Below are 14768 nucleotides of genomic sequence, written 5' to 3' on the forward strand. Positions count from 1 at the left end.
TGGGCGTTCGTGCTGCTTCGGCCCCTCCGGCTGTGCGGACCGCCCATCCCCGATGCCGCGGACGGCCTCTACCTTCCTCCACCAGGGAACCAACGGAGGAGGGAAGAGAACATGTCACGCAACGGACATGACGATTACGCCCTGGCCAGAGTGCCGGCCTCGGCACGGCGGTCCTGGTTCGGTCTCGCGGTGCAGCGCTTCGGGCAGCTGTCCGCGCTCATCCAGTTCCTGGTCGGCGCGACGCTCGGGTTCGGCATGGACTTCTGGCACGCGTTCTGGGCCCTGACCCTGGGCTCCGTGATCCTCGAACTCGTCGCGATCGGTGTCGGAGTGATCGGCGTACGCGAAGGGCTGTCGACCACCGTACTGGTCCGCTGGACCGGCTTCGGCCGGGGCGGCAGCGCCCTGCTGGGACTGCTCATGGGGGTCGCGATCACGGTCGCCTTCGGCATCCAGACGGCCGTCTCGGCCGACGGGCTGGTCGCGCTCTTCGGCGGTCCGCCCTCCTGGGTCTGGTCCCTCGTCTTCGGCCTGGGCGTGACCGCGATCGTGGTCGTGGGCATCCGCTCCATGGCCTGGACCGCCTATGTGACGGTGCCGTTGTTCCTGGCGCTGGTCGCGTCGTCCGTCTGGAGCGCCCTGTCGGGCCACGCGTGGGGCGACCTCGTCCCCGGGACACCGGCCGGACCGCCGCTGTCCCTCGTGCAGGGGACCACGCTCGTCGCGGGGAGCTTCATCGTCGGCGCGGTCATCACCCCCGACATGACACGCTTCAACCGCACGCCGGGCGACGTGGTCAAGCAGACCCTGGTCGGAGTGACCCTCGGCGAGTACGTGATCGGTCTCGCGGGCGTGCTGCTGGCCCACGCGTCACGCTCCGCCGACGTGATCGCCATCGTCGTCTCCACCGTCGGATGGGTGGGCGCGATCGTCGTCGTCGCGGCCACCCTGAAGATCAACGACTGGAACCTGTACAGCGCGAGCCTCGGCACGGTCGGGTTCCTCGAATCGCTCACCGGACGGCGGCTGCACCGCGGAGCCGTGACCGTCGTCCTGGGCCTGGCCGGGAGCGTGCTCGCCGCCGCCGGGGTCCTGGACCGGTTCGCGACGGTCCTGGACGTGCTGGGCTATGTGTTCCCGCCCGTCGCCGGCGTGATGCTGGCCGAGTACTTCGTCGTACGGCGCTGGCGTCCCGAGCTGGACGAGAGCCGCGCGTCGGGACGGCTGCCCGCCACCGCCCCGCAATGGGTGCCGGCCACGCTCGTCGTGTGGGCGGCGTCGGCGACGGTCGGCGCCACCGTGCCGCTCGGCCTCCCCAGCCTCAACGCCCTCCTGTGCGGCTTCCTGCTCTACACGGCCGCGGGCCGGGCCGGACTCGTCCGGCCCTTCGGCAGCGCGCGCGAGACCACGACCGCCGAGCCGAAGGTCGTGCTCGATGCATGACCTCGTACTGAAGGGCGGCACGGTCTACGACGGGCTCGGCTCGCCCGGCACACCCGCGGACCTCGCCGTCGCCGCCGGCCGGGTCACGGCCGTGGGACACGACGTCGGCGCCGCCCGCCGCGTCGTCGACGTCACGGGACTGGCCGTCGCCCCGGGGTTCGTGGACGCGCACACCCACTCCGACCTGATGCCGCTGGCCGCCGACGTCCGGCCCGGCAAACTGCTCCAGGGCGTCACGACCGAGATCGTCGGCAACTGCGGCATCTCCTTCGCCCCCGCCGACGAGGAGGGCGCCCGCACGCTCGGCGGCCTCTACGGCGACCTCGCCTGCGGCACCGCCCCGGCCGCCCGCACCTTCGCGCGGTACCTGGACGAGGTCCAGGACGCCGGGCCCGTGACCAACATCGCCGCACTCGTCGGACACGGCACCCTGCGGATCGCCGCCAACGGCATGCGGGAGACCCTTCGCGACGGCGCCCTCGACCGCATGCGCACCCTGCTGGACGAGGCCCTCACCGCGGGTGCGTTCGGTCTGTCGTCCGGCCTCGTCTACGCCCCCGGCAGCTACGCGGACACCGCCGAACTCGCCGCGCTCGCCGAGGTGTTGCGGCCCCGGAACAGGATCTACGCGACGCACCTGCGCGACGAGGGGGACGGACTGCTCGCCGCGCTGGACGAGGCCGTCGAGGTCGCCGAACGCGCCCGCGTCCCGCTCCAGGTCTCCCACTGCAAGGTCACGGGACGGCGCAACCACGGCTCCGCGCCCGCGCTGCTCGACCGGCTGAGGGCGGCCCGCGCCAGGGGCGTCGACGTACGCGGCGACGCCTACCCCTACACCGCCGGGGCGACGGTCCTGGTCGCGCTGCTGCCCCCGGAAGCCGTGGCGGGCGGGAGCGAGGCGCTGGTACGACGCCTCACCGAGCCCGGGGCGCGGGAGTCGCTGAGGTCCCTGGCCGCGACGGGCCGGGGACTGTGGAACGCGGTCGCCGCGGCCGACGTCCGGGTGGCCCGGCACCGTGACCCCGCCGTCGCCGGCCGCACCCTCGCCGAACTCGCGCACGACGGCGACCCCTGGGACACCCTGTGCCGTACGGTCGCCGCCGACCCGGCCGCCACCGCCGTCCTCACCGCCATGGACCCGGACGACGTACGCACCGTCCTCGCCGATCCGCTCATCGGCATCGGCTCGGACAGCACCCCCACCGCCGGACCCGGCCATCCCCGCGACCACGGGTGCTTCCCCGAGTTCCTGGGCCACCACGTCCGCGAACTCGGCGTCGTGGACCTGCCGACGGCCGTACGGAAGTGCACGTCCGCCAACGCCGAGCGCTTCGGCCTCACCGGCCGGGGCCGCCTGGAGCCGGGAGCCGTCGCCGACGTGTGCGTCTTCGACCCCGTGCGGATCGCGCACCCCGGCGGCTACGCCGACCCGCGCCGGCCACCGGTCGGCATCGAGCACGTCCTGCTCGCCGGCACACCCGTCGTCGAACGGGGCGTGTTCACCGGCGTACGGGCGGGCCGGGTGCTGCGGGCGCGCTGACCGCCCACTCCGCCTCGGGGGTGTCCGTACGGCTCACTCCGCCTCGGGGGTGTCCATACGGCCGGCGCGCGTCGCCAGGTGCGCGGCGAGCCGGTCGTTGGGGTCGGCCAGGTCGACACCGAGCGCCGACCGGATCCGGGCGAGCCGGTTGAGCACGGTGTTGCGGTGCACACCGAGCGCCGCGGCGGTCGTGGCCAGCGACGACTCATGGTCCAGATAACAGGCGAGGGTCCGGCCGAGCTCACCGGTGGGGTCGATCTGCCGCAGCGGGGCGAGCACCTCGTCGGCCAGCTCCTGGGTCGGCGCGTACGCGTACCACGCGTCGAGCAGCCTTCGCAGCCCGCCCGGATCGGTGACCTCCACCGCGCCGCCGACCGCCCGCGCCCGCGCGATCATGCACGCCCGGCGCGACTCCTCCAGCGACGCGCCGATCCCGGCGGCGCCCGAGTGGGGGAGACCGACTCCCGCGCACAGCATCCCCGTGCGCCCGCGCGACCCCGCGTCGAGGAGCGCCGCCCGCACGGCACGGGTCAGCCGCCCGATCGCGGCGGCGTCGGGCGGGGCGTCGTCGGTCACCCAGAACATCCACCCCTCGGGACGGTCCACGAGGGACACGTCCAGACCGGCCCGGCCAAGCGCGGCCTCCAGCAGCCCGACGGCGCCCATCGGCCGGCCCTCCGAGGCACGGGCGGTGAACGCCAGGTGGACCGCGGTGTGCCAGCCCGACAGCCGCCAGCCCAGCATGGCGGCCCGCTCCACGGTGTCCCGCGCCGGCACAGGCGCGGTCTCCAGGATCTCGGTCAGCAGGAGCGTACGGTCGCGCCCCTCCTGGGCCCACGCCAGCGAACGGCCCGCGAGATGGGAGGTGAACGCCAGCCCGGCGATCGCCAGACAGTCGCGCGCCGACTCGGGCGTGGTGGGACCGTCCGGATCGACCACGGCGGCGAACCACAGGTCGGCCCGGCGGCCCGGCGGCAGCACCACCGGGTGCAGCAGCACCTCCTGGTCGTCGGAGCCACCGAGGCTGCGGGACCCCGGATGGTCCGTGCCCAGCCGTACGCGCGCCGCCGCCAGCAGCCCCTGCCAGTCGACGCCCGTGTCACCCTCCACGGGACGGGCCTCGCCGTCCAGCAGCGCGACGGGCGTCCGCAGCACCTTGCCGAGCGTCCGCACGATGTCCGCCGCACCGGAGCGGGCGCCGACCTCCCGGACCACCGAGCTGATCAGGCGACCACGGGTGATCTCCGGCGCGCGGACCTCGCTCTCCAGCGCGGCGACCGCGGCGGCCGGGTCGGGCCGGTCGACGACGATCAGCGGAACGGCGTGCCTGTCGGCCAGTCGCCGGGTCGACAGAGCGATCCCGGCACTCCTCGGGCGGCGGGCGACCAGCCCGGCGACCCGCGCCCCGGCGGCGAACCGGACGGCCAGGTCGGCGTCCGGTTCCTCCAGCCGCAGCCCGTCCCCGGCGAACACCACCAGGCTCCCCGGCGCCGCGTCCCGCACACTGCGGGCCCCGGCACCGGTCACCACCGCGTGGACGACGTTCGACAGCCCGGACGCACCGGCCAGGACCGTGTGCTCCCCCAGCACGTCGGAGGCGAGCAGCCTGCGCAGTCTCATCGTCATCGCGCCGTTCCTTCGTTCGGGGCGTGCACGGTCCTCCCGCCGGTGCGGACGGGAGCGCCGCCGGTCAGGACAGGAGCGGACCGACCGCCTTCGCCTGGACCCGGACACTGTCGCCCGGCATGTAGCTCATGGGAACCTCCGTGAGCGCGGTGATCCGCACCCGCGCCGGATCGGCCCCGGCGCGCACCGCCTGCTCCACGGCCAGCTCCCGCGCCTCCTCCAGACTCGCCTCCCGGCCGCGCTCCGCATAGGAGAAGGTACGGTCGACGGAGCCGGACGCCTCGGCGATCGCCGCGCCGATGGCGTTGGCGACGTCGGCGTGCTCGTGCCGGTGCACCGCGCTGATCCCGTCGAGCCGTTCGGGCAGCAGATGCGCACCGCCGCCCACGGCGATCAGCGGCTGCGCACCGCCGGACACCTTGATCCGGTCGGCCAGCGCGGAGAACCGCTCGTCGATCACCTTCAGCACCCGCCGTACGAGAGCGCCGTCGACGGCGGACAGACGCCTCCGGTCGCCGACGGCGCCCCGTCCCGCCGCGGTGCTCACATCACTCAGCGTCAGCGTCGTCCCGCCGAACGCCAGCGCCTCGGAGGTGATCCGGTACCCGACGCTGTCCGGACCGATCCTCAGGTCGTCGTCCTCGGAGACGACCGTGCCCCCGCCGAGGCCGATCGCGATGAGGTCGGGCATCCGGTAGTTGGTGCGCACCCCGCCGATGTCCACGGCCATGGCGGACTCCCGGGGGAAGCCGTCGACGAGCAGCCCGACGTCCGTCGAGGTGCCGCCCACGTCCATGACCACCGCGTCGGACAGTCCGGACAGATAGGCGGCGCCGCGCATGGAGTTCGTCGGGCCCGAGCCGATGGTCAGCACCGGCCGGCGGATCGCCTCCTCGACCGTCAGCAGCGTGCCGTCGTTCTGGGTGAGGTACACGTCCGGCGTGATCCGGTGCCGCGCGAGGGCCGTCACCAGGCTCTCGGCCACCTGCCGGCCCACACCGACGAGCGCGCTGTTGAGGATCGCGGAGTTCTCGCGCTCCAGCAGTCCGATCCCGCCCACGTCACGGCTCTCGGTCACCGGTACGTCGCCCAGCACCTCGCGGACCAGGTCCGCCGCGTGCCGTTCGTGGGCCGGGTTGACGGGCGAACCCATCGCCGTGACGGCGACGGCGTCCACCCGGCCCCCGCACCGCTCGGCGAAGTCCCGCACCGCGCCCTCGTCCAGCGGCTGGCCCTCGACGCCCGTGTACTCGTGCCCGCCCCGCACGATCGCCACCGGCCCGCGGACCACGTCGACCAGGTCGGCCGGCCAGCCCGCGAGCGGGGGCACCGACAGCGTCGCCGGGGCACCGACCCGCAGCACCCCGACGCGGCCGAGTCCGGAACGCCGGATGACGGCGTTGAGGGGATGCGTGGTCCCCAGCATCACCTGGCCGACGGCGGAGGCGTCCACGCCGGACAGCACCGCGGCCAGGGCCGTACCCACACCGTCGAACACGGCCGGTGTCGTGGGCGCCTTGTGGCGGGCGCGCACCACACCGGAGGCGTCCACCACGACCGCGTCCGTGTTGGTGCCGCCGACGTCGATGCCGAGCCGCAGGTCACGCTTGGCGGTCACCGGGCGCCTCCGAAGGGGACGTAGTCGAGGTCGTAGCCGAACGAGCGGGGTCCCGCGAGCTCGATCCCGTCGGGCTCGTGCCAGCGCGGATGGGCGGGACAGGCGAGGACGTGCAGCCGCTGGCCGTAGGCGAGGGTCTCCGTCGTCAGCGGTGTCCCCGTCTCCACGTCCAGCAGCGTGATCAGATCCGGCACCGTGACGATCGGCAGCCCGTCCTCGGTCGCGACGAGGTTCTCGTTCTGGAAGTCGATGCGCAGGACACGGTCCGTGCCGTCCAGGTCCTCGAACGTGATCGTGCCGCGGGCCCAGCCGTCCACCGTGCGCCGGTCGAGGTCCACGATCTTGCCCGTGAAGACGAGCCGGCCACCGGTGAAGTCCAGCAACTCCCCGTACCCCGCGCCCTCCTGGACCGCCCGGACCCGTCGGCCGATCTCGGCGCAGTACGTCAGCGAGCCGTCGATGGCGAACTCGGCCGCCTGCCGCGCCGTCACCGGATAGAGGGTGCCCACGGCGATCATGCCCATCTCCGTGGTCGCCGCCCGGGCGAGCCGTTCGGCCATCACGTTGTTCTCGGCCTCCACGATCACCGTGTTGCCCGCCGGGTCCACCAGGACGATCGGCGAGGCCGGGATGCCGGCGAGGTTGAAGTGGGTGAGCTCGCCCCTGGGGAAGGCCCGGCGCATCGTGTCCGCGTCGACGAGGGGCAGCCCCAGCTCGGCGGCCGCGGCGATGGGCAGCAGTGTGCTCCCGCCGCCCACCTCGACCGGCATCACCCCGACACCCTTGCGGCCGACGTGCCGCTCCAGGGCGCGCAGCGCGGTCAGGGCTTCGCCGCCGTTGAAGAACTTCTCGGCGAACGCGGTGGGCGCGCCGATCACGGCGAGGGGCAGCAGCAGCCCTTCCGGGTCGAGGTCGGCGGCGCGCACCAGGGGCACCGGGCCGTAGCGGCGCAGCGCCTCCTCGGCCATGAGCCGCGGCACGAACGGCTCGCCGCCACCGCCGGTCGCCAGCACACCGGCGCCCAGTGTCACATCGGGAATGTCCTCAAGAGTGATCTCTTCCATGCCACCTCCTAGTCACAGACAGAGAATCAACTCGTCCCCTCCGCTTCACTGGGCGAGCGGCACAGACAACGCGGCCCGCTTAGGCTATGCGCCCAGCAGGGCGGCACGGCCTTGGCGCGGCGTGGTGCTCACTCCGTACGCCGACACCCTGCGAAGCGGACTCGCGGTGACCGCCGAGCCGCCCGCCTCGGTCCTCGGACGGGAGTCCTCGGACCCGCGCCGCCTGCGAGGGCCCACCCGCACGTGGGCCCTCTGTCCTCGTCGGGGTCAGGCCGAGGCCGCGGTGAGCAGAGCGAGTTCCCGCGCGTCGAGTTCCAGGGTGACCCCGGCCAGCAGCGGCGGCACCTGGCGGGCGTTGTCCGCACTCGCGATCGGTGCCACCACCGTCGGCTGCGCGGAGAGCCAGGCGAGCGCCACCGAGGCGACCTCTGCACCGCGGGCGGCGGCGACCTCGTCGAGGGCGGCCAGGACCCGTCGGCCGCGTGGGTCGGCCAGATGGCTCACCGCGCGGGGGGCCCGGACGCTGCGCACGGACCGGCCCGGCCGGTAGGCGCCGGTGAGGAAGCCCCCGGCGAGCGAGGCGTAAGGCGCCGCCGACAGACCGTACTCGGCGACCACCCCGGCCAACCGGCCCTCGTAGTGGTCGCGTTCGACGAGGTTGTAGAGCGGCTGCACGATCTCGTAGCGCGCGAGCCCCTCGTGTTCGGAGAACTCCAGGGCGGCGGCGAGCCGTTCGGGGGAGATGTTCGAGGCCCCGATCGCGCGGACCTTGCCCTCCCTCACCAGTCCGTCCAGCGCCCCGATGATCTCCTCGACCGGGACGCGGGGGTCGTCGGCGTGGGTGTAGTAGAGGTCGATGCGCTCGGCGCCGAGGCGGCGCAGCGATTCCTCGGCCGCCCGGCGGATCGTCGCGGGCCGCAGCCCCGGGAACCGGTCGCCCAGGCCGACCTTGGTGGCCACGACGAAGTCGTCCCGGCGACCGCGGCTGTCCAGCCACCTGCCGATGATCGGCTCCGAGTGGCCGTCCGCGTAGATGTTGGAGCTGTCCACGAAGTTGCCGCCCGCGGCGGCGTAGGCGTCGAGGACGGCGAAGGACTCGGCCTCGTCGGCCGTCCAGCCGAGGACGGCGCCGCCGAGGGCGAGGGTATGGACGTCGAGGTCGGATCTGCCGATGCGTGCCACTGGGGTGATCTTTCCGGTGTCCTGCGGGCGGGCGTGGACGCGACCTGGTGTCCACGCCCGTGGACACGATATGTCCTCGCGCGAGGACATGTAAAGGCCCCAGGTGGACCTCAGGTCAGGGGATCCGGACCGTCACGGACTTGCCGGGCTTGAGGCTGATCTGCTTGCGGAAGGAGCCGGCGCGCAGTTCGGTCGTCGTCCCGCCGACGCTGCGGATGGTCACCGAGGTCGCCCTGCCGTCGCGCCACGCCAGATCGACGACGAAGCCGCCGCGGGCGCCGACACCGCTGACCGAGCCCTTGTCCGCCCACGCCTCGGGGAGCGCGGGCAGCAGCTCGATCACGCCGGGTCGCGAGTAGAGCAGCATCTCCAGCGCCGCGGTGGCGCCACCCAGGTTCGCGTCGATCTGGAAGATCGTGTAGCTGCCCTGGCTGTACATGTCGAACCAGTTGGCCGAGGTACCGTTGCCGTTGGAGATGGACGGCCGCAGGACGGTCAGATAGAGGTCGTACGCCTTGTCCGCGTCCTTCAGGCGCGACCAGCACAGCGACCGCCAGGCGCAGCCCCAGCCGAAGGTGTCCATGCCGCGGGCGGTCAGCAACGCGCGCACGCCGTCGAGCAGTTCCTTAGGGCTGGTGTCCGCGGCGATCCGGTCACCGGGGAAGAAGCCGATCAGCGGGGACAGATGCCGGTGGGTCGTCTCACCGAGGTTGTCCGGGCTCATCCACTCCTCCAGCCAGCCGGACTTGGGGCTGACCCGGGGGAGGTAGAGCTTGGCCTGCATCGCGGCCAGGTCCGCGGCCATCTCCTGGTCGCGCTCCAGCACCTTGGAGGCGGTCCTGAACTCCTCGAACAGCTCCCACGCCAGCTCCTGCGCGTAGGTGATGCCCTTGTTGTCGGGGCCGTGCTCCGGCGACCAGGCGGTGTCGTCGATCAGCACCTCGCGCGAGGTCCCGTCCGCGTCGGTGACCGTGCTGGTGATCAGGCGCGCCTGCCAGAACTCGGCGGCGCCCTTGAGGACCGGGTAGATCAGCTCCAGGTACTCACGGTCCTGGCTGAACTCGTAGTGCCGCCACAGCGAGTTGCAGAGCCAGGCGTTGCCGGAGGGGTGCCAGGCCCAGCCGCTGCCGCCGTGGATGTTCGTGGAGAACGCGACCGCCCAGCCGGCGATCTTGCCGGAGCTGTTGCGGAACCGGTTGCGGTCGTTGTTGAACAACCGCTTGGTGACGTCGGTCCAGACCGGCAGTTGGGAGACGCAGTACTTGGCCAGGGCGTAGGAGTTCTCGCCCAGGTTGGCCGGGTCGGCCAGCCAGTAGTTCATCTGGATGTTGATGTCGGTGTGGTAATCCGCGTACCAGTCCGGGTTGTTGTTGTGCACCCAGATGCCCTGGAGGTTCATCGGCAGCCAGTCGCGGGAGCCGGTGATGGTGAGGTAGCGGCCGTACTGGACGTAGGCGGCCTCCAGTTCCGGGTCCGGAGTGGACTTGTCGGTGTAGCGCACGGCGATGCGCGACCACGAGTCCAGCGACCGCTGGAGGTCCGACGACTCGCCCAGGTCGATCGAGAACCGGTTGTACAGCCGCTGGTAGTCGGCCACGTGCGTGTTCAGCAGCGTGGTGCCGGACACCTTCGCCGCGGTGGTCACCTTGGTGCGGGCCAGGGCGAGGGGGTCGGTGCCCGCCCGGAAGTCCTTCGCGGCGTCGGGGGAGTAGTCGGTGCCGGCGCAGACCACGACCAGCAGTTCGCGGCAGTTGGTGAAGGACAGCTTGTCGTCGGCGACCCTGACCTGGCCGCCGGTGCCGACCGCGGTCACGGCGGCGGCGTACCGCAGGCCGTTGCCCAGCTTCCCGGTGAAGGACAGCTGCCCGTTGCCGCCCGAGGTGGTCTCGTCGTGCGTGCCGGCCAGCGAGATCGTGCCGGTGTGCGGACCACCGGTGAGCCGGACGACGACCACGTCGTCGGGGTGGCTCGCGTAGACCTCACGGCGGTAGCGGGCCCCGCGGTACCGGTAGGTCGCGGACACCACGCCGTTGCTCAGGTCGAGTTGGCGGCGGTAGTCGCTCACCGCGTCGCCGGAGTGGCCGGGCAGCGCGATCCGGAGCTTGGCCAGCAGCCCGAAGCTGCCGAAGTCGTCCTTGCCGTAGGGAAGTTGGCCGTCGTCGGTCAGGGTGTCGTTGCGGCCGCCGGACCAGAACGAACCGTCGGTGAGGTAGAGGAAGTCGTCCGCGGGGTCGGAGCCGACCAGCGCGCCGAGCCGGCCGTTGCCGACGGGCAGCGCCTCCTGGATGATCCGGGTTTCGTCGGCGGGCGTGCGGTACCAGATCGTGGTGGCCTTGCCCTCCGGGACGAGGTCCACGTTCGACGGGCGGGACGGCGCGGCGTGCGCGGTGAACGCGGGAAGGCCGCCGGCGAGAGCGAGGCCGCCACCGGTGGCACCGGTGAGTCGGAAGAAGTCGCGACGAGAGGGCACGGTAGAAGTTCCCTTTCAAGGGGCGGCAGCGTGGGGAGGGCCCTCGAAAAATAGGTCAGATGTTTCGAGCATGTCAACGGATCGGACGCGCAATCATCCGATCTATTCGACCCAAGATCGGTCATGAATGCTCACTCTTGCCTCATAACGGAACTCATTCCATACACTTCCCCAGGAGCGGCCTCACTGGATCGGATGTATCCGACAGCCGGCCCCGCGGCGGCTGTCGGTGATCCGTCGGCGATGTGTCGGCGCCCGCTGGAACGGTGGGGACCGGGCCGATCCCCTCGGGAGCGGCCGTGACCGTTCCGGCCGTCCGGCAGCAAGGGAGACCGCCACCATGTCGTCCGCGTCCACCACCCCGCCCTGGGACGTCCACCGGCTGCCGCGCGCCGAGGGCAGCGTCTTCCTGGTCACCGGCGGCAACACGGGCATCGGCTACTTCGTCGCGGAGCAGCTGTCCGCCACCGGCGCCACCGTCGTCCTGGGCAGCCGGGACCCCGCGAAAGCCGAAACCGCCATGTCCTCGATCCGCTCGCGCGTGCCCGACGCGCGGGTACGCGCCGTACCACTGGACCTCGCCGACCTGTCGTCACTCGGTACGGCGGTGGACGCGCTGGCGGTGAACCGGCTCGACGCGGTGGTCCACAACGCCGGCGTCGCCCTCAACGCCCCGCCGCGGCGCGAGACCGGGGACGGCCATGAGCTGATGTTCGGCACGAACCACCTCGGGCACTTCGCACTGACGGGCCTGCTGATGCCGCTGCTGTCGGCCGCACCGGCGGCCCGTGTGGTCACCGTCGGCAGCTTCGCGGCGAAGACGGAACGGCTGGACCTCGACGACCTCCAGTCCCTGCGGGAGTACCGGGCCAAGCGCAGCTACGGACGGTCCAAGCTGGCGCAGATGTACTTCGGCCTCGAACTCGACCGCCGTCTGCGGGACTCCGGCAGTTCGGTCGCGAGCGTGGTGGTCCATCCCGGCGGCGCGCTGGACTCCCTCACCCCGCCGAGGCCACCCGTCCACGTACACGGTCTCGGCGCCCGGCTGCGCGCGGCACCCGCGGCCCTCCTCGTCCAGGGCAAGGACGCGGGGGCGTGGCCCGCGGTCCGGGCGGTACTCGACCCGTTCGTATACGGAGGCGGGCTCTGGGGCCCGCGTCACTTCGGCCTGCGCGGTACGCCCCACCAGGAGGCCCTGTGGCCGCACCTCACCGACAGCACCACCGCGACCCGACTGTGGGACGCCGGCCGCGACTTGACGGGCATCGACCCGGTCGCCGTGACCGGAGAGGCATAACGGGCGGACCGGCGACCTCGGTGGGCGGACGGGACTCCGTCCCTGTCCTACGGTCCCGGCGTCGGCGCGGCGGCCAGCGCCTGCTGGATCTCGGCCGCGGGGAAGGGGGTGTGCTTGCTCCGGGTGAGCAGCCGCCGGTGGAACTCGTCGAGGACGACGGCGTGCGGGGCGTGCCGGTCGATCACCGCGCGGAGGTCGGGCGAAATCCCCTGGGGGCGGTGCCCGTCGACCCAGGCCCGCAGAAAGTCCCCGGGCCCGGTGCCGTCGCGCAGGGCGTCGGGCAGGTGATGGCGCAGCAGGTGGGCCGGCGCGTACGAGCGGTCGTAGGCGAGGTGGCCGGTCAGGAAGTCGGCCTCCTCGGCGGAGAGTTCGAAGTCGCGGCTCAGCGCGAGCCCGAAGTCCGCGAAGTGGACCCGTCGGCCGTCGGTCAGCAGATTGGCGAAGTGCGCGTCGAAATGGACCAGTCCGCGGCTGCTCATGAACCGCGTCCCCCGGACCAGTTCGTCCTCGACCCACCGGTAGGCCGACGTACCGCCCGGCCCCGGTGGCCGGGCGTCGTCGCGATGCTCACGGAGCCAGTCGGCGAGCGTCCGCGGCACATGTTCCAGGAACAGGACCAGGCTGTGCGACGACCGGCCCACGGCCTCCAGCCGACGGCGTACGGCCGGTGATCCGTCCCAGTGCGCGACCGCCCCCTCCACACCACCGAGTTCGTCCATGAAGCCGACCGGGGGACCGTCGGGCACCACCCGCCAGTGATGGAGCAACGGGAATCCCGCGTAGGCGTCCTCGAGCACCCAGCCGGTGGTCATGATGTGCGCGGCCAGCTCGCGCCAGGCCCCGAAGCCCGCCGATCCCAACCCGTACTGGTAGAAGAGCGGAAGCCCGAACAGGTTGGCGGTCGAGCGCACATGCCCCGGCTCCAACTCGACGTCGGTCAGCGGGACCCGTTTGACGAACACCGGGACGCCCGCGACCTCCATCCGCGCCGACCTGCCGCCGACACCGGAACCCGTTTGGGGCGCCGCGGCCACGGCCGCCCCGAGTTGCCGGTCGCCGAGGAGGGACAACCGCGTCCCCACGGCCGCGTGGGCGGCCACTCGCCCGGCACGGTCCGACTCGGTCGCTTCCATCAACGGCTCCAACCCGACGTCCGATCCCACCTGTTGATCATGCCAGGAGCACGGCGACGGGGGCGCGTTCGCCGGACGGCCTCTCCGTGGCTCGGTCGCACGTCGGGCCTGCGTGCGGCGGGCCGGGACCGCGGCCTGCGCGCCGCTGTGGCATCCGATCCTCTTCGGCACGCGGCCGACGCGGGTCTTCGACCAGGACACCTCCCACCGGCCGTCTACACGACAGGGCCGCTCGCCGCCGGGGGCGTTCCGACCCTGCCCGCTGCCGTACGAGCCGGACGGGCGCGTCGTACGAGGGACGCGGCGGCCCCTTCCCACTCCGGGTGGACGAAGTCGAACCCGGCGGCGCGCAGTAGTCCGGGCACCACCCTTCGGCTCTTGAGCAGCAACTCCGTGTCCGAGCGCAGCGCGAACGCCCCCGCCTCGGCCATCCAGCGCGTCGCGGGCAGCCCCACCGGGACGCCCCAGGCCCGGCGCAGCGCCCGCATGAAGTCGCGCTGGGGAAGGGGCCCGGGCGCGGCGAGGTTCACCGGCCCCTCGACATCGTCCCGGGCCATCAGGAACTCCACCGCGCGCACGAAGTCCTCGTCGTGGATCCAGGAGACGTACTGCGCCCCACCGCCCACCGCACCGCCAAGGCCGAACCGGGCCAGCCGCGACAGGACGTCGAACACGCCGCCCCGGTCCGGACTCATCACCATCGCCGAGCGCAGTGCCACCTTGCGCGTCGCGGGTGTCGGCGCCTCGGCCTGCGCCCGCTCCCAGTTCTTCGCGATCTCGACGCTGTACGCCCAGTAGTCCGGCACCCCGGCCTCCGAGCCGCCGATCACGCCCGTCGCCTCGTCGTGCGCCGGGTCGAAGCGGTGGGCGTAGATCGTCGCCGTACTCATCTGCAGCCAGACACGCGGTGGTCGCGCGGCGGCGGCGATCGCCTCGCCGACCACCCGGGTCGAGTCCACCCGGGAGTCCATCATGGCCCGCAGGTTCTCGGGCGTGTACCGGCAGGAGACGCTGCGCCCGGCCAGGTTGATCACGACGTCGCAACCGTCGATCGCCGACACCCACGGGCCGGGTGTGACCCCGTCCCAGCCGATGTCGTACGGCCGCACGGGACGCCGGGTCAGCACGGTGACCTCGTGCCCGGCCGCCGTCAACGCCCGCTGGAGAACCGTGCCCACCTGTCCGGTGCCACCGGGCAGCACTACCTTCATCGAACCCCCTCGACTCGGTTCGACAGCAGCGTAGCCCTACTTTTTGAACGTGTTCAACTACCGCCTCGGGTCTCCGCGCGTCCTCGGGTCTTTTCGTGACGACGGCACGGGGGGCGTCCATGAACCCGCCATGGACGCCCCCCACGGGGCACGATGTCACGCCCCGTCAGCCCGATCGCACCCG

Annotated in this window: 10 protein-coding genes; 3 read left to right on the top strand and 7 right to left on the bottom strand. The window is 72.7% G+C overall.

The window, feature by feature from the left end:
• Positions 1-111: 111 nt before the first annotated feature.
• Both AB0F77_RS10090 and AB0F77_RS10095 read left to right on the top strand, forming a co-directional pair.
• A complete protein-coding gene (locus tag AB0F77_RS10090; RefSeq protein ID WP_361944417.1) occupies positions 112-1443 on the top strand; it encodes a cytosine permease in 1332 nt (443 codons plus the stop codon).
• Positions 1436-2983 (top strand): D-aminoacylase, encoded by a 1548-nt coding sequence (locus AB0F77_RS10095; protein WP_361944420.1) that lies wholly within the window; start codon positions 1436-1438, stop codon positions 2981-2983. The genes AB0F77_RS10090 and AB0F77_RS10095 overlap by 8 nt, the downstream gene beginning before the upstream one ends.
• 33 nt (positions 2984-3016) lie before the next feature.
• On the opposite strand, the gene AB0F77_RS10100 is transcribed toward AB0F77_RS10095, so the two are convergent.
• From AB0F77_RS10100 to AB0F77_RS10120, 5 genes are all read right to left on the bottom strand, one after another.
• Positions 3017-4609: a helix-turn-helix domain-containing protein gene (locus AB0F77_RS10100; protein ID WP_361944423.1), complete on the bottom strand. Its 1593-nt coding sequence runs from the start codon at positions 4607-4609 to the stop codon at positions 3017-3019.
• Positions 4610-4673: 64 nt separating this feature from the next.
• Positions 4674-6227 carry a hydantoinase/oxoprolinase family protein gene (locus AB0F77_RS10105; RefSeq protein WP_361944426.1) on the bottom strand — a complete coding sequence of 518 codons (1554 nt, stop codon included), beginning with the start codon at positions 6225-6227 and terminating at the stop codon, positions 4674-4676.
• Positions 6224-7291 (bottom strand): DUF917 domain-containing protein, encoded by a 1068-nt coding sequence (locus AB0F77_RS10110; protein ID WP_361944429.1) that lies wholly within the window; start codon positions 7289-7291, stop codon positions 6224-6226. The genes AB0F77_RS10105 and AB0F77_RS10110 overlap by 4 nt, the downstream gene beginning before the upstream one ends.
• Before the next feature lie 267 nt (positions 7292-7558).
• Positions 7559-8482, bottom strand: coding sequence for an aldo/keto reductase (locus AB0F77_RS10115; protein ID WP_361945103.1), 924 nt, complete (start codon positions 8480-8482; stop codon positions 7559-7561).
• A gap of 106 nt (positions 8483-8588) precedes the next feature.
• Entirely contained in the window at positions 8589-10943 is a 2355-nt protein-coding gene (locus AB0F77_RS10120) for a glycoside hydrolase N-terminal domain-containing protein (RefSeq protein ID WP_361944432.1), read from the bottom strand.
• Positions 10944-11283: 340 nt separating this feature from the next.
• On the opposite strand from AB0F77_RS10120, the gene AB0F77_RS10125 reads away from it, so the two are divergent.
• Complete coding sequence (locus AB0F77_RS10125) at positions 11284-12240, top strand: SDR family NAD(P)-dependent oxidoreductase (protein WP_361944435.1); 957 nt, start codon at positions 11284-11286, stop codon at positions 12238-12240.
• A gap of 47 nt (positions 12241-12287) precedes the next feature.
• Here the strand turns inward: AB0F77_RS10125 and AB0F77_RS10130 are convergent, their stop codons facing one another.
• A complete protein-coding gene (locus AB0F77_RS10130) occupies positions 12288-13373 on the bottom strand; it encodes a protein kinase family protein (protein WP_361944438.1) in 1086 nt (361 codons plus the stop codon).
• 215 nt (positions 13374-13588) lie between these two features.
• Positions 13589-14584 carry a TIGR01777 family oxidoreductase gene (locus tag AB0F77_RS10135; RefSeq protein ID WP_361944441.1) on the bottom strand — a complete coding sequence of 332 codons (996 nt, stop codon included), beginning with the start codon at positions 14582-14584 and terminating at the stop codon, positions 13589-13591.
• Positions 14585-14768: the final 184 nt, after the last annotated feature.

The sequence above is a fragment of the Streptomyces sp. NPDC026672 genome (genome assembly GCF_040638185.1).
Taxonomy (GTDB): Bacteria; Actinomycetota; Actinomycetes; order Streptomycetales; family Streptomycetaceae; genus Streptomyces.